Origin of the sequence: Micromonospora sp. WMMA1923 (assembly GCF_049179195.1) — a bacterium.
Classification (GTDB): Bacteria; Actinomycetota; Actinomycetes; order Mycobacteriales; family Micromonosporaceae; genus Micromonospora; species Micromonospora yangpuensis.
The window spans coordinates 5,167,264-5,184,646 of sequence record NZ_JBMHLZ010000001.1 but is presented as its reverse complement, the minus strand read 5'-3'; the positions used below and the strand labels follow the sequence as shown (position 1 = coordinate 5,184,646).

16 protein-coding genes are annotated in these 17,383 nt (G+C 73.2%); 4 read left to right on the top strand and 12 right to left on the bottom strand.

The genetic code is table 11. The annotated features are described in order from the left end of the window. Window positions 1-71: 71 nt before the first annotated feature. Genes ACN28G_RS23500 through ACN28G_RS23470 form a run of 7 tightly spaced genes read right to left on the bottom strand, consistent with a single transcriptional unit; the run spans window position 72 to window position 8,855 of the window. Window positions 72-2,465: an AAA family ATPase gene (locus tag ACN28G_RS23500; RefSeq protein ID WP_421480338.1), complete on the bottom strand. Its 2,394-nt coding sequence runs from the start codon at window positions 2,463-2,465 to the stop codon at window positions 72-74. 52 nt (window positions 2,466-2,517) lie between these two features. After that, a complete protein-coding gene (locus ACN28G_RS23495; protein ID WP_421480337.1) occupies window positions 2,518-3,009 on the bottom strand; it encodes a hypothetical protein in 492 nt (163 codons plus the stop codon). Between the two features lie 35 nt (window positions 3,010-3,044). Then, window positions 3,045-3,827 carry an ATP/GTP-binding protein gene (locus ACN28G_RS23490; RefSeq protein ID WP_421480336.1) on the bottom strand — a complete coding sequence of 261 codons (783 nt, stop codon included), beginning with the start codon at window positions 3,825-3,827 and terminating at the stop codon, window positions 3,045-3,047. Then, complete coding sequence (locus ACN28G_RS23485) at window positions 3,805-4,431, bottom strand: DUF742 domain-containing protein (protein ID WP_421480335.1); 627 nt, start codon at window positions 4,429-4,431, stop codon at window positions 3,805-3,807. The genes ACN28G_RS23490 and ACN28G_RS23485 overlap by 23 nt, the downstream gene beginning before the upstream one ends. Continuing rightward, complete coding sequence (locus ACN28G_RS23480) at window positions 4,428-4,898, bottom strand: roadblock/LC7 domain-containing protein (protein ID WP_091444755.1); 471 nt, start codon at window positions 4,896-4,898, stop codon at window positions 4,428-4,430. The genes ACN28G_RS23485 and ACN28G_RS23480 overlap by 4 nt, the downstream gene beginning before the upstream one ends. Beyond that, window positions 4,895-7,594: an ATP-binding protein gene (locus ACN28G_RS23475; RefSeq protein WP_421480334.1), complete on the bottom strand. Its 2,700-nt coding sequence runs from the start codon at window positions 7,592-7,594 to the stop codon at window positions 4,895-4,897. Before ACN28G_RS23475 ends, ACN28G_RS23480 begins: the two co-directional genes overlap by 4 nt. After that, window positions 7,581-8,855, bottom strand: a complete 1,275-nt coding sequence (locus tag ACN28G_RS23470; protein WP_421480333.1) for a hypothetical protein — start codon at window positions 8,853-8,855, stop codon at window positions 7,581-7,583. The genes ACN28G_RS23475 and ACN28G_RS23470 overlap by 14 nt, the downstream gene beginning before the upstream one ends. A gap of 371 nt (window positions 8,856-9,226) precedes the next feature. Here ACN28G_RS23470 and ACN28G_RS23465 point away from each other — a divergent pair, with 371 nt between their 5' ends. The 3 genes from ACN28G_RS23465 (at window position 9,227) to ACN28G_RS23455 (ending at window position 13,632) form a co-directional block, all read left to right on the top strand. Beyond that, on the top strand, window positions 9,227-12,100 hold the full coding sequence (locus tag ACN28G_RS23465) for an alpha/beta fold hydrolase (protein ID WP_421480332.1): 2,874 nt from the start codon (window positions 9,227-9,229) through the stop codon (window positions 12,098-12,100). Further along, the gene (locus ACN28G_RS23460) at window positions 12,100-13,005 is read left to right on the top strand and encodes an ABC transporter permease (protein WP_091444740.1); all 906 of its coding nucleotides are present in this window, start codon (window positions 12,100-12,102) and stop codon (window positions 13,003-13,005) included. The genes ACN28G_RS23465 and ACN28G_RS23460 overlap by 1 nt, the downstream gene beginning before the upstream one ends. A gap of 177 nt (window positions 13,006-13,182) precedes the next feature. Continuing rightward, window positions 13,183-13,632 carry a DoxX family protein gene (locus ACN28G_RS23455; protein WP_091444736.1) on the top strand — a complete coding sequence of 150 codons (450 nt, stop codon included), beginning with the start codon at window positions 13,183-13,185 and terminating at the stop codon, window positions 13,630-13,632. 27 nt (window positions 13,633-13,659) lie between these two features. Here the strand turns inward: ACN28G_RS23455 and ACN28G_RS23450 are convergent, their stop codons facing one another. From ACN28G_RS23450 to ACN28G_RS23440, 3 genes are all read right to left on the bottom strand, one after another. Beyond that, window positions 13,660-13,911 (bottom strand): hypothetical protein, encoded by a 252-nt coding sequence (locus ACN28G_RS23450; RefSeq protein ID WP_175440669.1) that lies wholly within the window; start codon window positions 13,909-13,911, stop codon window positions 13,660-13,662. Beyond that, entirely contained in the window at window positions 13,899-14,156 is a 258-nt protein-coding gene (locus ACN28G_RS23445; RefSeq protein ID WP_091444733.1) for a DivIVA domain-containing protein, read from the bottom strand. Before ACN28G_RS23445 ends, ACN28G_RS23450 begins: the two co-directional genes overlap by 13 nt. 115 nt (window positions 14,157-14,271) lie before the next feature. Next, window positions 14,272-14,799, bottom strand: coding sequence for a hypothetical protein (locus ACN28G_RS23440; RefSeq protein WP_091444729.1), 528 nt, complete (start codon window positions 14,797-14,799; stop codon window positions 14,272-14,274). Between the two features lie 275 nt (window positions 14,800-15,074). On the opposite strand from ACN28G_RS23440, the gene ACN28G_RS23435 reads away from it, so the two are divergent. Beyond that, a complete protein-coding gene (locus ACN28G_RS23435) occupies window positions 15,075-15,311 on the top strand; it encodes a winged helix-turn-helix domain-containing protein (protein ID WP_091444725.1) in 237 nt (78 codons plus the stop codon). Window positions 15,312-15,498: 187 nt separating this feature from the next. On the opposite strand, the gene ACN28G_RS23430 is transcribed toward ACN28G_RS23435, so the two are convergent. Together ACN28G_RS23430 and ACN28G_RS23425 are read right to left on the bottom strand one after the other, a co-directional pair. After that, the gene (locus tag ACN28G_RS23430) at window positions 15,499-16,671 is read right to left on the bottom strand and encodes a sensor histidine kinase (protein WP_091444722.1); all 1,173 of its coding nucleotides are present in this window, start codon (window positions 16,669-16,671) and stop codon (window positions 15,499-15,501) included. Next, window positions 16,668-17,324, bottom strand: coding sequence for a response regulator transcription factor (locus tag ACN28G_RS23425; protein WP_175440668.1), 657 nt, complete (start codon window positions 17,322-17,324; stop codon window positions 16,668-16,670). The genes ACN28G_RS23430 and ACN28G_RS23425 overlap by 4 nt, the downstream gene beginning before the upstream one ends. Between the last annotated feature and the right edge of the window lie 59 nt (window positions 17,325-17,383).

The following is a 17,383-nucleotide window of genomic DNA, read 5'->3' as shown; positions in this document are numbered from 1 at the left end:
AGCGGGTATCCCCCGGACCGAGGTGAGCGGGGTGCCCCGCTATACCGAATGCGTTAACAGGGGGCCCTTCCTTACCCGCGTCGGGTGGCGTAGGCGGCCAGGGCGGCTACCTGGGCGGGGTCGAGGGAGGGGCGGACCTTGTCGCGGGCGGCGGCCACGTGTGCGGCGGTGACCGTCGAGGCGGTCAGCGATTCGCGCATCGCGGCCAGCGCCGCCTCCCGGACCAGCGCGGCGCAGTCCGCCGCCGAGAAGCCGTCCAGCTGTTCGGCGAGCGCGGCCAACTCCACGTCCTCGGCGAGCGGCACGTTGCGGGCGGCGGCCGTCAGGATCGCCGCGCGGGCCTCGGCGTCCGGTGGCGGTACGTAGACCAGCCGCTCCAGCCGGCCGGGACGCAGCAGCGCCGGGTCGATCAGGTCGGGCCGGTTGGTGGCGCCGACCACCACCACGTTGCGCAGCGACTCCACCCCGTCCAGCTCGGTGAGTAGGGCGGCGACCACCCGGTCGGTGGTGCCCCCGTCGGTGGCCTGACCCCGGGTCGGGGCCAGAGCGTCCACCTCGTCCAGGAAGACCAGGGTCGGCGCGGCCTCCCGGGCCCGGCGGAACAGCTCCCGGACCGCCCGTTCGCTCTCGCCCACCCACTTCGACAGCAGCTCCGCGCCCTTGACCGACAGCACGTTGGCCCGACCCGATCCGGCCAACGCGGTGACCAGGAACGTCTTGCCGCAGCCCGGCGGCCCGTAGAGCAGTACCCCGCGCGGCGGCTGCACGCCCAGCCGGGCGAAGGTGTCCGGGTAGGTCAGCGGCCAGAGCACCGACTCGGTCAGCTGCTCCTTCACCTCGACCAGGTCACCGACGTCGTCCAGGGTGACCTTGGCGACCTCCAGCGTCGAGGAGGCCATGGTGGTCGGCCGGACCACCTCCAGCGCGGCGGTGAAGTCGGCCATCGCCACCGTCGGGGTGGTCTCGGTCTTCTGCCGCAGCGCCGCGCGTACCCCGGCCTCCCGGACCAGCGCGGCCAGGTCCGCGGCGACGAACCCGGGGGTACGCCCCGCGACCTCCTCCAGCCGTACGTCCTCGGCGAGCGCGACCTGTCGGGTGAGCACGCTCAGCTGTTCCCGGCGCATCGCTGAGTCGGGCAGCGACACGCTGATCCGCAGGGAGAGCAGGTCCGGGGCGCGTAGCCCCGGGTCGACCGCCTCGGGACGGCCGGTGGTGCAGACCACCGCCACCCCGGCCCGCAGGATCTCGCCGAGCAACTGCCGGAACACGGTGGCCACCGGGCCCGGCTCGTCGGCGGGGGCCAGCGCCTCCACGTCGGTGACCAGCAGCACGGCCGGTCCCTCGGCGGTCACCTCGGCGGCGGCGGCGCGTAGCCGTTCGGCGGCGGCCTGGTTGCTCAGCGCGGCGATCTCGGGTGCCCAGAGCGGGCGGACCCGGGCCCGTACCCCGGCGGCGACCGCCCGGACCAGGGCCGACTTCCCGGAGCCCGCCGGCCCGCTGAGCAGTACGCCGAGCGAGACCGTGGTGCCCAGCCGACCCAGCACCTCCCGGTGGTGGAAGCCGAGATCGAGCAGCTCGGTGAGCTGTTCGGCCTGGCCGCGCAGGCCGGGCAGTTCGTCGATCGAGGGCGCCCACTCGGTAGCCGTCTCCTCGGCACCCGGCGACACGCCGCCCTGCGCGCCCACGGTGCTCTGCACGCCCACGGTGCCGCGCCGGCCGGCGAGCCCCGCCAGCTGAGCCTCGGCCGTGGCACCAGCTCCGCCTGCGGCGCCGGCCCCGGACGAGGAGCCCGCCCCGGCCAGCGAGCCCGCCTCGAACGAGGAACCTGCCCCGAAGCCGGCACCGACGCCGGTCCGCGACGACGTGCCGGGGCCGGTCGAGCCGTGGGTGGTCGGGCCGTGTTCCCAGCCGACCATGGTGTCCATGGTGACCAGCGACCCGGTCTCCGGCTCGGCGCCCACCACGGTGAGCAGGGTGCTGGTCCAGGCGTACCCGACGGTGTTGGCGAGGCTGCGGCGGGCGGCCTCGACCAGGGTGCGGACCGCGGCGTCGGGCGACACGTCCTGGGGGAGCAGCGACACGTCGTCGCCGACGGTGACCACCTTGCCGAGCAGGGCGAGGCGCAGCATCTCCGGGGAGACCACCGCGGCGACCTCTGCCGCGCCGGTGACCGTCACCCGACGGGCGGCGGTGACCGGGAGCGGGCTGACCGTGACCTGCCCGCCGTTGCGGATGCCGAGGTTGCCCAGGATCAGGTCGTCGGCGTAGAGCAGGGCCGCGCTGGCGGTCTGTTCGGCCTTCGCCACGATGCCGGCGGTGGTCCGTCGGCCGGCCAGCCGCACCGGGTCGCCGGGGCGTAGCCCCAACGCGGTCAGCACCTCCGGGTGCAGCCGGACGATGCCCCGTCGGGCGTCCAGCGCCGCTGGTCGCAGGCTCGCGGTAAGAGTCAGGTCGGGTTGCGCCACCGCCCGACAGTAGCCGCCGCCAGCACCGGTCGCCCGGTCACCGGCCGCCCGGTCACCGGGGACCGCCGTCGTCGCGCAGCAGCGACGGGTCCCGGCGGATCATCTCGGCCAGCCGGGCCGCCGGATCGGGTGCGGCGCCCTCCGGTGCGTTCGTCCAGGCCGGTTCGGTCCGCGCCGGCATGGGCCACACCGGCGGGGGCACGGCCTCGTTCTCGGTACCCACCGTCACACCCCGGTCGGACCAGCCGACCCGCACCGGGTACGCCTGCCCGGCGTGCTCCACCCGCAGGCTGACCGCGACTCCCGGATGCGCGGCGACCACCCGGCTCACCGCCTCGACGACCGCCTGCACCGGATCCGGGCCGCCGACGGTGGCCACGCCGGAGCCGGCCGGTTCGTCCCGCTCGGTGGGCGGTCCGGGAACCGGATCGTGCCGCTCGGCTCCCGGTCGGGCGTTGCGGCCACCTACCGGATCGTTGGCCCGCCGGAGTGCCTCCTCGCGCCGGGCCATCCGGGCCAGGGTCTCGTCCAGATCGCCTCGCACGACTCACCTCTTCCACGACGGCCCGGCCGGGCAGTTCACGCTCTAGTGTCCCGGGTGGCCCGGTCCAGCGCCCGGTCCAGGACCACCAGCAGGGCGTCCCGTACCGACAGCCGGTCCCGGGCATCGAACTGCACAAGTGGCACCTGCTCACCGATGGCCAACGCCCACCGGATCGAGTCGAGGTCGTGCTCCAGCCGGCCGTTGAAGGCGTTCACCCCCACCACGAACGGCAACCCGGCCCGCTCGAAGTAGTCGATCGCCGGATAACAGTCGTCGAGCCGCCCGCTGTCCACCACCACGAGCGCGCCGAGTGCCCCCCGGGCCAGGTCGTCCCACATGAAGCCGAAGCGGGCCTGACCGGGCGTGCCGAACAGGTACAGCTTGAGGCTGCGGTCGATGGTGACGCAACCGAAGTCCATGGCCACCGTGGTGGTGGTCTTGTCCGAGCCGATGCCGGGGTCGTCGACCCCGATCCCGGCGCTGGTCATCTCGGCCTCGGTGGTCAGCGGGACGATCTCGGAGATCGCACCCACCGTGGTGGTCTTGCCCACCCCGAAGCCGCCCGCAACCACGATCTTGACCGGGATCGGCGGCGGTCCGGACCGGCCGGTGCCGGGCGCGGCGGTGGCCGCCGACCGGTACGGCGGTGGCGCCCCGGGCACGGGCAGCACCGCCCGGTCGGTCGGCGGCTCCGGGCTCGGCAGGGCGGCCCGTCCGGTGGCCGGGCCGCTCGGTGTGGCGTACCGGCCGGGAGCGCCGTTCGCGACGAGCCCGCCCGGCGGTGTGACCGGCCATTCAGGAGATCGCACGTAGTCCATCAATCACTCGCAGGATGAGGTCGGGGTCGTGGACGTCCGGGACATCGCTGACGTGCACGTCGAGATGGCCGGCGGCCCGTAGGTCACCGACGAGGACCCGGGTGACACCGAGGTGCAACCGGGTCCGGGCCGAGATCTCCGCGACCGAGGTCGGTTCGACGCAGACCGCGATGATCGCCTGGAGTTCCGGCGTGAGTCGGGCGATCGGGTCGACCCCCCAGGCACCGTCGGCCACCCGGGTGGTGACCTGGGTCTCCAGCCCGATCTCCGGGTCGGCGCCGGTCACCCTACCGGCGGTGAGCACGAAGGGGCGCAGCTCGCTGCGGTGGCCGAGGACCGGGTCCGGCGCGTCCGGCGTCGAGTCGCCCACCACCGGGAACGGCGCCGGGCCCTCGTCGGCCGGGAACAGACCCGGGTCGTCACCGGCCGGGTACGGCCGGTTGCCCTCGGCGGCCGGGTACGGCCGGTTGCCCTCCGCGGGCCGGACCGGTCGTGCGCCGTACGGCGGTGCACCGTCGGTGGCCGGGGGCGGGGCCTGCAGGTAGGGCCGGATCCGGATCGACGGTTCGGGCTCCGGTTCCTCGTCGGGGACGTCCGGGGTCACTGTTGGACGGCGTTCTTCAACTCGGCGATCAGTCGCGGGCTGAGCGCTCCGCCGGCCCGTCCGGCGAAGAGCGTCATCTCGTACGCCACGGTGCCGAGGTTGGCCGACCGGTCGGCGACCACCCCGAGCACCGAACCACTGCTGATCGCGCTGATCAGCAGGTACCCGTCGGCCATGTCCACGATGACGCGGTTGAGTCCACCCAACTCGTACCAGCTTGCCGCGCCGCCGGCCAGGCTGGTCATGCCGGAGACCACGGCGGCGAGCCGCTCGGCGTTGGACCGGTCCTTGATCGCCGACATCGCCATCAGCAGCCCGTCCGAGGAGACCGCGATCGCCTCCAGCACCCCGGCCGTGCTGGAGGTGAACGAGTCCAGCAACCAGTTGAAGGTTCGTGCCTCCGGGCTGAGCTCACCTACCGAGTGGTTCTGGTGATCGATGTTTTCGTGCAGGTAGGGGCTGGTCAACGTGGTGGCCCTTCGTGGTTGCTGCGGTCGGGACTGACTTCGCGCAGAGCCCGGGCGACACCGGTCTCGAACGCGTTGATGAGGTCGCGGACCTCGGCCGGGTCGCCCGGGTTCTCACTGGGTGGTTGTCGGGGCGGTCCGACGGTCAGGTTGGCTCCCGGTACCCGCCGGCTCAGGATGGACCGCTTCGGTGGGGCAGCCGGTTCGTCGGGTTGCGGGCCCGGCTCCGAGCGGGTCAGCTCGGCTCGGCGTACCCCCGATTCGAACTGCTCGATCAGGGCCCGCGCGGCGGCCGGGTCGGCCCCGGTGGCGTCCACCGGTCCGACCGCCGGAGTCGCCCGGGTCAGGCTGGCTCCCGGCACCCGCCGCCGGACCGCACCGGCGGTCGGGGAGCCGACCGGGCCGGGCCGGGCCGTGGCTGGCCGGGCCGCGACCGGCCGGTCGACGCCGGTGGGCTGGCCGGTCTCGGCGGGCTGGCCAGGGGCGAGGGCCTGGCCAGGGGCGGTGGGCTGGCCAGGGGTGGTGGGCTGGTCGGCGTCGGTGGGGCGGCCGGTGCCGGCCGGTGGGTCGAGGACCTTGCCGAAGGCGTCCCAGGACTCGCCGTCTGCCGTGGCCCGGGTGGCCCGGGTGAGCAACGTGGGGTCGAACCCGGGCAGCGCGGTGGCGTCGATCACCGGCCCGCCCGGCGGCTCGGCGGTGCCCGCGACCAGCGCCCGTCCGGCGCCGGCCGGGGAATCCGCTGCCGGCTGCCGGCGCGGCGGGGTGGCCGGACCCGCCCGGTCGACCGGGGCGGCACCCGGGCGGGCCGGCAGGGCCGCCCGGGCGACGGCGGTGGGCTGACCCGTGCCGTAGGCCAGCGCGGACCGGGGGATCTCCAGGGTGGCGGTCACCCCGCCGCCGGTGGTCGGGACCAGCGTCGCCGTCCAGCCGTGCCGGCGGGCCAGCCGGCCCACCACGAAGAGGCCGAGCACCTCGGTGGGGGCCAGGTCCAGCCGTTCCCGCCGGGTCAGCCGGGCGTTCTCCTCGGCCAGCCGCTGCTCGCTCATACCGATACCGTGGTCGGTCACGGTCAGCCGGGCGCCGTCGTCGGTCAGCTCACCGGCGACCACCACCCGGGTGTGCGGCGGCGAGAAGACGGTGGCGTTCTCCATCAGCTCGGCCAGCGCCAACACCAGGTCACCGACGATTGCCGGGGCCGCCGCGACCCCGCCCGGGATCTGCACGTCCACCCGGGGGTAGTCCTCGATCTCACCGAGCGCCAGCCGGACCACGTCGGCCAACGGCACCGGCGCGACGTGCGCGTCGGCACCGGCCGCGCCGGAGAGCACCACCAGGCTGCCCGCGTTGCGGCGCAGCCGGCTGGAGATGTGGTCGAGCCGGTACAGGTGCTCCAACCGGCCCGGGTCGGTCTCCTGCCGTTCCAACCGGTCGATCAGTGCGAGCTGCCGGCCGACCAGGTTCTGGGTACGCCGACCGACGTGGCCGAACATCTGGGCCACGTTGCGCTGGCTCGCCACCTGCCGCTCCACCAGCCGGGCGGCGGTGGTCTGGACCCGTTCGAAGGCGCGGGCCAGGTCACCGATCTCGTCCCGGGCCCCCACGTCGATCGGGTCCAGCCGGACCGGCTGGGCGGCCTCGGTCTCGTCGTCGGTGACCCGGACCAGCTCGGACTCGGCGACCCGGGCGACCCGGTCGGCTGACCGGGTGAGCCGGGTCAGCGGCCGGGCCACCGTCCGGCCGACGGCCGCGCTGAGCAGCAGGACCGCGACCAGGATCAGCGTGGTCACCCCACCCACCAGGTACGCCGTGGTCAGCGCCTGCTGCCGGTCGGCGCGTACCTCGGTGGTGACGTCGGCGACGAGCTTCTTCTCCACGAACTGACCCAGCGTGATCATCGACGAGATGGAGTCGAAGAGCGTCGACACCTCCAGCCCGGCGATCGCGGCCACCGGGTCCCGGGCGCTCTGGTCGAGGAACTCCGGGCTGGTCCGTTCGGCCACGGCGTTCCCCTCGAAGGTCACCAGGGTCTGCTGCTCCTTGGTGAGCAGGCCGAGCAGCCGTTGGCTCTCCAGGGTCAGGGTGGCCATGTTGGCCACGAAGGCGATCGCGGTCTGCTGGTTGGGGCGGGCGGCGACCAGCACGATCAGGGTGGCGCCGGCGCTGAGCCCCTCGCTCTTGCGCAGGATGCTGTCCAGTGCCAGCACCTGTTGCCCGGCCGGGGTGCGGGTGTCCACGTCGTAGGGCAGCCGCAGCGCGTCGATCAGGGCCTTGTGCACCGGCGCGTACCCGCCCATGACCTGTTCCGGGTCGGCCCGACCGGCCAGGGTGGCGGTGCGTACCTCGGCCAGTTGCCGTACCCCGTTCAGGGCGATGCCGACCTCGGCCGGCAACTCGTCGCCGAGTTCGGCGCGCAGGTCGGTGACGCGGTCGTCCACCTCGGCGATGGCCTGCACCAGCTCGGTGCGCTGGGTCTGCCCGAGCAGTACCCCGATGGCGAACAGCCGCTCGCGCTGCAGACGCTGCAGGAGTGAGCCGACCCGGCCGGCCACCTGGACGGTCCGGGCGATCTCGTCGGCCCGTTGCGCGGCGGCGACCCGTTCCCAGGTCACCGGCACCGTCAGCACGGCCATGCAGAGCAGCGGAATGGTCACCAGCAGGGCGAGCTTGCCCCGGATCCGGAGCCTACCGAGCAGCATCGAAGGGCCTCCACCGGTCGGCTTCGCGGGGCTGGCCGACCGGCTGCCCGCCGGGCGCCGGCTCGGTCGGTTGCCGGCCGGCCCGTCCGGTCGACGGGGCCCACCGGTCCGACCCGCCGCTGACGGTGCCGCCCGACCTGCCTCCCGGGCTGTCGACGGCGGTGCCACCCGATCCGGTGCCGCTCGATCCGCCGCCGACGGTGCCGGCCGGGTCGCTGGTGCCGGTGGCGTCGTCGGCCGCCGACGGGGCTCTGTCGGGGGACACCCAGCCGGTGGCGGCGAGGACCACCAGCAGCAGCCCGGCGAGCCCGGCGGCCCCGTACACCAACCAGTTCTCCCGCTCCAGTCCGTCGATCCGGTCGGTCAGGATCCGGTCGATCTCGCCGAGGATGACCGGCTGGAGTTCCCGGGCGGCGCTCTGCGCCTGCGTCCGGGCGGTGGCGATCCGCGCCGCGTCGACGGTTGCCGGGCGACCCTGCGGTACGGAGACGGCGGCCAGCGTCGCGACGGCCCGCTGGTACCGGTCCAGCGGGGCGAGCACGTTCGCGCCGAAGTCGGTGCTGGCGGTGTCCTCCACCGCCGACTGCAGGTTGCGCACCAGGGCACCGGCGGGCTGCAGGGCGGTGAACCGGATGGTGGCCAGCTCACCGAGGGAGGTCGTCCGCTCGGCGGCGGGTCGCTGCCCGATCAGCACCGCCAGGTCGGCGAGACGACCGGCGGCGACCATCGCCTCCGGCATCTCCTCCCCGACGGCGTCCTGCATGAAGTACGAGTGGGTGCCGGCATCCTGGACCAGCCCGGCGGTCTCGCGGACCTTGTCGTGCAGGGCCAGGATCAGGTCGGTGACCTCCCCGTACGCGGTGAAGGCGGCCTCCGGATCGGCCAGCGCCCGCTCGGGCAGCGCCTCCAGCTTGGCCCGCAGACCGGCCCAGCGCTCGCTGCTGCGCAGTTCCCCGCCGACCCGCGCGTCCACCGCGGCGGCCTCCTCGACCGCCCGGTTCAGGGTGTCCCGGCTGGCCGGCTGGCCGGCGACCGCCGCGGACTGCGCCTGCACGACCGCCTCGGTGACCGGTCCGAGCGCGCGCAGGTACTCGACGCCGAATCGTTCCCGCTCGGCCAGTTCCCGGTCGGCGTCGAGCAGCCGGTCGGCCTGGACGGCGAGGAACACCACCGGTAGCAGCAGCGCCGCGGCGAGCAGCAGCGGCAGCAGCCGGCCCGGTGCCCAGGGAAGTCGACGGACCCGCTGAGCGGGAACGGTCATGGTGGTCTCCTCCGGCGACGGCGCGGGTTCGCAGACGGTGCTGTCGACGAATCGGGTCCCGTGCGCCGGACCGGAAACTAATCGACCAGGCATCGTCGGAAGTGGCGTTGACCAGTCAGTTTCGCGTCACTTGCGGTGGTGTCACGCAAGGTTCACCGGCTCGGCACGGTACGTGTCTTCTTCCAGGCGACATCACATGATCAAAGATGATTTCCGCCTTATCACGTGAATTCACGGGATCCGAACTCGCGCCGAGGGAACGCCGGGCGACGCTGGGCGGTCGACCTCCTGGGACTGACGATCGGCCGATCGGGGCGGACGTACGGCGGATCTCAGCCAACGCTCAGGTTGCGCGCCGTACCGTGTGCCGCATGAGATCGCCGTTCCCGGCCGCGCGGCTGCGCCGTGCCCTGCCCACCGGCCGCCGGGCCGTTGCCACGTCGGTCGTCGTGGCCCTGTTGGCGGCCCTGGTGGTCTGGGCGGTCTGGCCGGACCGGCCGAGTTTCCGGACCGAATCCGCGATGGTGACGGTGCGTTCCGGCCCCACCGGCGACGAGCCGGTCGACCTGGACACCACGCTGTACCTGCCGCGGGACGCCTCGGCCGACCGGAAGGTCCCGGCGGTGCTGCTGGCCCACGGCTTCGGCGGCACCAAGCAGTCGGTCCGCCTGGACGCCGAGGACCTCGCCGACCGGGGGTACGCCGTGCTCACCTGGACGGCCCGGGGCTTCGGCCGCAGCGGCGGCCAGATCCACCTGGACAGCCCCGACCACGAGGTACGCGACGGCCAGCGACTGCTGGACTGGCTCGCCGCCCGGCCGGAGATCCGTACCGACGCCGAGGGCGACCCCCGGGTCGGGGTGGTCGGCGGCTCGTACGGCGGCGGGCTGGCGCTGCTGCTGGCCGCCCAGGACCAGCGGGTCGACGCGATCGTCCCGATGATCACCTGGAACGACCTGGCCCGCTCCTTCCTGCCCGAGAGCACCGGCGGCGAGCCCACCGACGGCGTCTTCAAGTCCGGCTGGGCCGGCCTGTTCTTCGGCGGTGGCGGCAGCGTCGGTTCCGGCCCGGCCGGGATCTCCGGCAACACCGCCGCCGAGCAGCCCGAGGGCGCCCCCGCCTCGGCCGGCCCGCCCAGCCCGGCACCGGGCGGCGGCCCGGGTACCGCACCGGGGGCACCGACCACGGCGGCCATCGGTGACGTCTCCTGCGGCCGGTTCGCGGCCGACGTCTGCGCGGCGTACCAGCGGATCGCCACCACCGGACGGGCCGACCAGGCCGCCGTCGACCTGTTGCGGCGCTCCAGCCCGGCCGGGGTGCTGGACCGGATCACCGCGCCCACCCTGCTGGTGCAGGGCGCGGCCGACACCCTCTTCCCGCTGGCCGAGGCGGACGCCAACGCCCGGGGGATCGCCGCGAACGGCACCCCGGTCCGGCTCGCCTGGTTCACCGGCGGCCACGACGGCGGGCAGGGCCCGCAGACCGACTCCGACCGGGTGAAGTTCCTGACCGCGCAGTGGCTCGACCACTACGTCGCGAGCGAGGGGGACGCCCCCGGCGACGACTTCACCTTCTCCCGGATCGCCGGCTTCGACGCGATGGACCGGGGGCTGGTGGCGACCGGGTACCGCCGTACCGACTATCCGGGGCTGACCGGGACCGCCCGCCGCGACGTGGCGCTGGCCGGACCGGCGCAGCCGGTGGCGAACCCGCCCGGCGGCAACCCCGCCGCGATCTCCTCGGTGCCGTTCGCCGGCTCGTTGAGTTCCCTGCTCGGCGGGGTGGCCGGGGACATTCCCGGCCAGCACGCCCGGTTCGAGTCCGAGGCGCTGCCCGAGGCGGTCGACGTGGTCGGCTCGCCGACCGTGCAGCTCCGGGTGGGCTCGGCCAGCGGCGAGGCGGTGCTCTTCGCCAAGCTCTACGACGTCGATCCGGAGGGGGCGGCCACGCTGCCCAGCGGACTGGTCGCCCCGATCCGGCTGACCGACCTGCCGGCGACCGCCGAGGGGGCCCAGCCGGTCACCGTCACCCTGCCGGCGATCGTGCACCGGGTCGAGGCCGGCCACCGACTGCGGCTGGTGGTGGCCACCTCGGACCAGGCGTACACCACGCCGACCGAGCCCACCCTGCACACCGTGGCGCTGGGCGACGCGCCGGTGAGCCTGCCCACCGTGGACGCCGACCCGATCCCGACCGAGGCGGTGCTCTGGCGCTGGATCCTGGCCGGGCTGCTCGCCGCGATCGTGGTGGGGCTCGTCGTGGTCGTCGCCGTGCTGCGCCGCCGGCACCGTCGCCAGGACACCTCGATCCACCCGGAGTACGCCGACACCCCGTTGGCCGTCCGGCAGCTACGCAAGGAGTACGCCGACGGCTTCGTCGCCGTCTCCAACGTCGACTTCGAGGTGCACCCCGGTCAGGTGGTCGGCCTGCTCGGGCCGAACGGCGCCGGCAAGACCACCACGCTGCGGGTACTGATGGGGCTGACCCAGCCCACCGCCGGGGAGATCTACGTCTTCGGCCACCGGCTGGTGCCCGGCTCGCCGGTGCTGTCCCGGATCGGTTCGCTGGTGGAGGGGCCCGGGTTCCTGCCGCACCTGTCGGGGCTGGAGAACCTGAAGGCGTACTGGCGGGCCACCGGACGGCCGTGGGAGGACGCGCACTTCGAGCAGGCACTGGAGATCGCCGGCCTGGGTGACTCGGTGCACCGCAAGACCCGTAAGTACAGCCACGGCATGCGGCAGCGGCTGGCCATCGCCCAGGCCATGCTCGGCCTGCCGGAGCTGCTGGTGCTCGACGAGCCGACCGACGGGCTGGACCCGCCGCAGATCGCCGAGATGCGCCGGGTGCTCCAGCGGTACGCCACCGACGGCCGCGCGGTGCTGGTCTCCAGCCACCTGCTGGCCGAGGTGGAACAGACCTGCACCCACGCGGTGGTGGTCAACAAGGGGCGGATCGTCGCCTCCGGCCCGGTCGAGGAGATCGTCGGCGAGTCGCCGAGCACCCTCTTCGAGGTGACCGACCCGGTCGCCGCCCGGGCCGTACTGGACCGCCTGGCGGGGGTCCGGGTCCTGCCCGAGGGCACCGACGGGCTGGTGGTCGACACCAACGACACCGCGCGCAGCGAGGTCGTCGCAGAGCTGGTCCGGGCCGGCATCGGCGTGGACCGGGTGGTGCCCCGACGTCGCCTGGAGGACGCGTTCCTCACCCTGGTCGGCGAGAACTCACGAGGAAGCGGAGACCGGTGATGGGCGAGTCCCCGACGGGTGCCGACACCCGGGCGAAAGCGACCGAGGCGCCCTCCGGCGCGGCGGCCGGCTACCGGCCGGCGGCGACCCTGCCGTTCGGCGCGGAGTTCCGCCGGCAGGCCGCGCGCCGCCGGACCCAGCTCGCGCTCGGCTTCATGGTGCTGCTGCCGTTGATCATCCTGATCGCGTTCCAGTTCGACACCGGCGGCGACGACGACAATGGTCGGGGCGAGTTCTCCAGCCTGGTCGAGCTGGCCACCTCGGGCGGGCTTAACTTCACCCTCTTCTCGATCTTCGTCTCGGCGTCCTTCCTGCTGGTCGTGGTGGTGGCGCTGTTCTGCGGCGACACGGTGGCCAGCGAGGCGAGCTGGGGCAGCCTGCGGTACCTGCTGGCGGTGCCGGTGCCCCGGGCCCGGCTGCTGGCGGTGAAGCTGCTGGTCGCGCTTACCTACTCCGGGCTGTCGCTGCTGCTGCTCGCCGGCACCGCCCTGCTGATCGGCACCCTGCGCTACGGCTGGTCGCCGCTGCGCAGCACGGTGGCCGCCCAGCTCGACCCGGGCGAGGGGCTGCTGCGGCTGCTCGCCGTGCTCGGCTACCTGGCGGTCGTACTGCTGGTGGTGGCGGGTCTGGCGTTCCTGCTCTCGGTGGTCACCGACGCCGCGCTCGGCGCGGTCGGCGGCGCGGTGCTGCTCTGGATCCTGTCCAGCATCCTGGACCAGATCACCGCGCTCGGCGCGGTGCGTGACTTCCTGCCGACCCACTACGCCAACGCCTGGCTGGGCCTGCTCTCCACCCCGGTGCAGACCGACGACCTGGTCCGGGGAACCGTCTCGGCGATCAGCTACGCCACCATCTTCTGGGGCCTGGCCTTCTGGCGCTTCACCCGCAAGGACATCACCAGCTGACGTGTAAGGAAGGGCCCCTTCTTAACGCTTCCGGTAGAGAAGGGGCCCCTTCTTGCCGGTCTGTCCGTCCCACACTATGCGTGGGAGCGTTCCCACGGAGAGGGATTACATCGACGCGGTTAAATCGGCGCGGCATTCTGTCAACTCCAGGTCAGATTCCTGTCACGGAGGTGTCAGATGAACCCCGATCGGTTCGCCCAGCCGGCGCTGTCCCTGTTCCGCATGGTCATCGGTCTGCTGTTCCTCTTCCACGGCGCGGCGTCCCTGTTCGGCGTCTTCGGCGGCAGCCGGGGCACCGGCAACGCGGTGCCGATCGGTGAGTGGCCAGGCTGGTGGGCGGCGCTGATCCAGGCGCTCTGCGGTGGGCTGGTGCTCGTCGGCCTGCTCACCCGGCCCGCCGCGCTGCTCGCCTCCGGCTCGATGGCGTACGCGTACTTCGTGGTGCACCAGCCCGACGCTTTGCTCCCGATGCACAACGGCGGTGAGCTGGCGGCGCTCTTCTGCTGGTCGTTCGTCCTGATCGCCGCGCTGGGCCCCGGCCGCTGGGCCGTCGACAACCTGCTCCGGCAGCGTCGGGCGGTGGCCCGACCCGGCGCGGTGGAGCAACCCAGCCCGGTGGTCGCCTGAGCGTGGCCGCTGCCGGGCCGGCTTCGATCAGGCCCGGCAGGGGCCGTCGTGGGCGTGCGGCAGGGGGCAGCGGCCGGCACCGACGACCCGGGCGTCACACCAGACTCGGGTACGCAGCTGCTGGGCGTCCTCTTCGGACACGCTGGTCTCACCGAAGTCGAGCGCGTCGACGTGACCGAGCGAGCGGCGTAACGCCCCGGCCAGGGCGATCGCCTGGTCGCGGCTGGTCAGCGTGGTGGGCAGATGGATGATCCAGTGCGGGCCGGTCACCGGGACCACCGGTTGTTGGTCGGTCTCGGGTGGTGGCAGCCGTGGTGCCGGGAACCCCACTGGCGCAGGGCACCCCGGATACGCTCGCCCTCGGTGGTGGTGGTGGCGAGGTCACGGGTTAGTCGTTCCAGTTCGTCGGCGACCTGGTCGAGGTAGGCGTACACCTGGTCGGGGTCGAGGCCGCGCCACCGACTGTCGAAGGTGGCGGCGCGGACGTACTGCGGAAGCAGTCGTTGCCTGGCGCGGTGGATCATGATTCTCCTCGCCTTCGGGGCCCGTCGCGGTGGCACCGGGGCGGGCGGGGTCGGCCGGCGCGGCCCGCGCGTGGCGTGCCGGTCGGAGCCCGGCGGTCCGGGCCGTGCTCCGGTGTCAGCTGGTCAGGGCGGACAGACCCCTGGTGTACGTCGTCAGCGCGCCCGCCGCCGCAGCCAGGCTGGCGGTCATCAGGCCCAGTTCGCCGGCCGCCTGCTCCCACTTCTCGGCCACCCGGTCGGTGGCCTCTCCGGCGGTTGCGGAGTCGAGCAGCTGTTGCCTGGCGGTGGTGACGCGCGCCGGGAACTCCCGGACCTGGTCGGCTGCCGCGTCGAGCTGCCTCCGGGTGGTCTCCAGCACCTCGATCAGCGCCCCGATGCTCGCCGGCACCTGGTGCCCGGTGTGGGCGCGCAGCCGGTGCGCCCCGTCGGAGAGCATCCGCTCGGCCTCGGCGGCCAGGTCGAGAGCGTCCTCGCCGCAGCGTCTGGCCTGCCGGATCGCCGGATGCGCGCAACCGGCGGCGGTCCGTTCCAGCGCCGCCCCGGCCGCCGCCACCGCCAGGTACGCCTCCCGCAACTCCCCACCCACCCGCTCGACCTCCGACAGGCCGGGTGATGCCTCTTGTGGTGACGTCGTTGCTGCCATCTGTCGCTCCTCCTAGCTCGACGAGCCTTCCGGGGCAGTGGTGTCGGGGCGATGTCAGCCGTAGGTCTGGCTGATCGACTGGAGGGGTTACGCCGCCCCGACACCGCCTCGGATGGGGGCACCCGAGGGCGAGGGCATGCCCTGTTTTGCCGAAGAGGGCTGCCTCTTCGACAAGAGATGATGCCTAGTGTCTCTAGCGCAAGCCTGGCATTCCAAGAACTTGATGTCACAAGCCTGAGATGGTCAGATTGTGGTGCCGACGAGGGAGCACCACGATGTCTGTCACGCCGTTCTACGAGCGAATCGCCACAGAGTTCCGGGACCGGATCAGGTCCGGCGAGTTGAAGCCTGGGGACAAGTTGCCGTCCATCTCCCAGCTGTGCCAGCAGTACGGAGTGTCGACCCAGGTGATCCGCTCAGCGATGCTCGTCCTACGTGCCGAAGGGCTGGTGGAGGGCCATCAAGGTCGAGGCGTCTATGTCCGGAACGGCGCGGGCGCTGGCTCGTCCTAGTTGGCAGTAGCCGAGGATGACCCGCACCGCTCGGATACGTCCCTCAACCGCCCACTCACCGTTCGAAGCGAGTGCCGGTGTGAATCTTGGACACTTACCGTCGTATTTGGACGGTAAGTGTCCAAGATTCACACCATTCCGGGGACGGGGACGGGGACGGGGACGGGGCGGGGCGGGGCGGGGGCGGTCAGGCGGTGGTGGGGAGGGAGACGGTGACCACCAGGCCACCGTCGGGGCGGGGGGTCGCCCGTACCGTGCCGCCGTGTGCCCGCGCCACCGCCCGGACGATGGACAGCCCCAGGCCGAAGCCCCGGTGACCGGCGACCCGCTCCCGGTTGAGCCGGCGGAAGGGCAGGAACATGGTCTCGATCTCGTACCCCGGCACCACCGGCCCGCTGTTGCTGACCGTCAGGGTGGCATGGCCGTCGACCACGGCCGTGGCGACCGAGAGCCAGCCGTCCGCGCCGATGTTGTGCCGGACCGCGTTCTCCACCAGATTCTGGGTGAGCCGTTCCAGCAGGACCGGGTCGCCGACGGTACGGGCCGGAGCCAGCTCGCGGGTGACGCCGAGCGCGGTCGACCGGGCGGTCTGCTCGGCTACGTGACCGGCGATCTCGGCGAGGTCCACCTCGGCGTGTTCGGCGAGCGCGTTCTCGGAGTCGGCGAGGGTGAGCAGCCCGTCGATCAGCCGCTCGTGCCGTTCGTTTACCGACAGCAGGGTCTCACCGAGCTGCCGCAGCTCCGCCGGGGCGTCCGGGCGGGTGATCGCCAGCTCGACCAGGGACCGGTTGATCGCCAACGGGGTACGCAGCTCGTGTGAGGCGTTGGCGACGAAGCGCCGTTGCCCGTCGAAGGAGCGGTCGAGCCGTTCGAGCATCAGGTCGAACGTGTCGGCCAACTCTTTCACCTCGTCGGTCGGGCCGGCCAGGGCGATCCGTTCGTGCAGCCCCCGGCCGGCGCCGTCCGCCCCGGCGATCCGGCGGGCCGTGCCGGTGATCTGCTGCAACGGCTGCAACGCCCGGCCGGCGGCCAGCCAGCCGAAGGCCACCGCGACGAGGGTCACCACGGCCAGGGCCACCCCGCCCTGGGTGAGCAGCGAGTCCAGGGCGTCCCGCCGGGCGTCTTCCTGCACCTGTCGGACGATGTCGCGCAGGTGTTCGGCCTGGTCGGCGTTGATCTGAGCACCCTGGGGGAAGGAGACCGACTCCCGGCCACCCGTTCCGCGCATGGTGAACCCGAAGCCGTGGGCGAGTCGCTGGTCGACCAGCACGTACGTCACGGCGAGCAGCACCGTGCCGGCGAGCAGGAACAGGCCGCCGTAGATGAGCGTCAGCCTGGCGCGGATGGTCGCTTTTCTCATCGGATCTGGTACCCCACTCCCGGCACCGTGTCGATGACCGGCGGATCGCCGAGCTTACGCCGCAGCTTCATCACGGTGACCCGCAGCACGTTGGTCATCGGGTCGATGTGCTCGTCCCAGGCCCGCTCCAACAGTTCCTCGGCGGAGACCACCGCGCCGTCGGCCCGCAGCAGCTCGGCCAGCACACCGAACTCCTTGCGGGACAGTGGTACGAGGTGCCCGTCGCGGGTGACCTCCAGTCGGGCCGGGTCCAGGACGATCCCGGCCCGGGTCAACTTCGGCGGTACGGCCGGTCGGGTGCGCCGGGTCAGCGCGTGCACCCGGGCGCTCAGCTCGACGAACGCGAACGGCTTGGTGAGATAGTCGTCGGCACCGATGGCCAGGCCGGCGACCCGCTCCCGGACGGCGGCGGCGGCGGTCAGCATCAGGATCCGGGTGTCCCGCTCGGTGTCGACCAGGGCCCGGCAGACGTCGTCGCCGTGCACCACCGGCAGGTCCCGGTCGAGCACCACCACGTCGTACCCGTTGACGCCGATGCGTTCCAGGGCCGCGTCGCCGTCGTACGCGACGTCGACCGCGAACGACTCCCGACGCAGCCATTCGGCGATCGCATCCGCGAGCAGCTTCTCGTCCTCGCATACCAGTACGCGCACCGGGCCATCCTCACCCATGGCGGCGTAACCACCGAATAAACAGCACGCTTATGCCCTGG

Excerpts from the sequence above, each read along its gene's own strand:
- ACN28G_RS23430 (WP_091444722.1), bottom strand. The coding sequence starts at position 16,671 with ATGAGAAAAGCGACCATCCGCGCCAGGCTGACGCTCATCTACGGCGGC.
- ACN28G_RS23460 (WP_091444740.1), top strand. The coding sequence starts at position 12,100 with ATGGGCGAGTCCCCGACGGGTGCCGACACCCGGGCGAAAGCGACCGAG.
- ACN28G_RS23440 (WP_091444729.1), bottom strand. The coding sequence starts at position 14,799 with ATGGCAGCAACGACGTCACCACAAGAGGCATCACCCGGCCTGTCGGAG.
- ACN28G_RS23435 (WP_091444725.1), top strand. The coding sequence starts at position 15,075 with ATGTCTGTCACGCCGTTCTACGAGCGAATCGCCACAGAGTTCCGGGAC.
- ACN28G_RS23445 (WP_091444733.1), bottom strand. The coding sequence starts at position 14,156 with ATGATCCACCGCGCCAGGCAACGACTGCTTCCGCAGTACGTCCGCGCC.
- ACN28G_RS23465 (WP_421480332.1), top strand. The coding sequence starts at position 9,227 with ATGAGATCGCCGTTCCCGGCCGCGCGGCTGCGCCGTGCCCTGCCCACC.
- ACN28G_RS23475 (WP_421480334.1), bottom strand. The coding sequence starts at position 7,594 with ATGCTGCTCGGTAGGCTCCGGATCCGGGGCAAGCTCGCCCTGCTGGTG.
- ACN28G_RS23490 (WP_421480336.1), bottom strand. The coding sequence starts at position 3,827 with ATGGACTACGTGCGATCTCCTGAATGGCCGGTCACACCGCCGGGCGGG.
- ACN28G_RS23470 (WP_421480333.1), bottom strand. The coding sequence starts at position 8,855 with ATGACCGTTCCCGCTCAGCGGGTCCGTCGACTTCCCTGGGCACCGGGC.
- ACN28G_RS23455 (WP_091444736.1), top strand. The coding sequence starts at position 13,183 with ATGAACCCCGATCGGTTCGCCCAGCCGGCGCTGTCCCTGTTCCGCATG.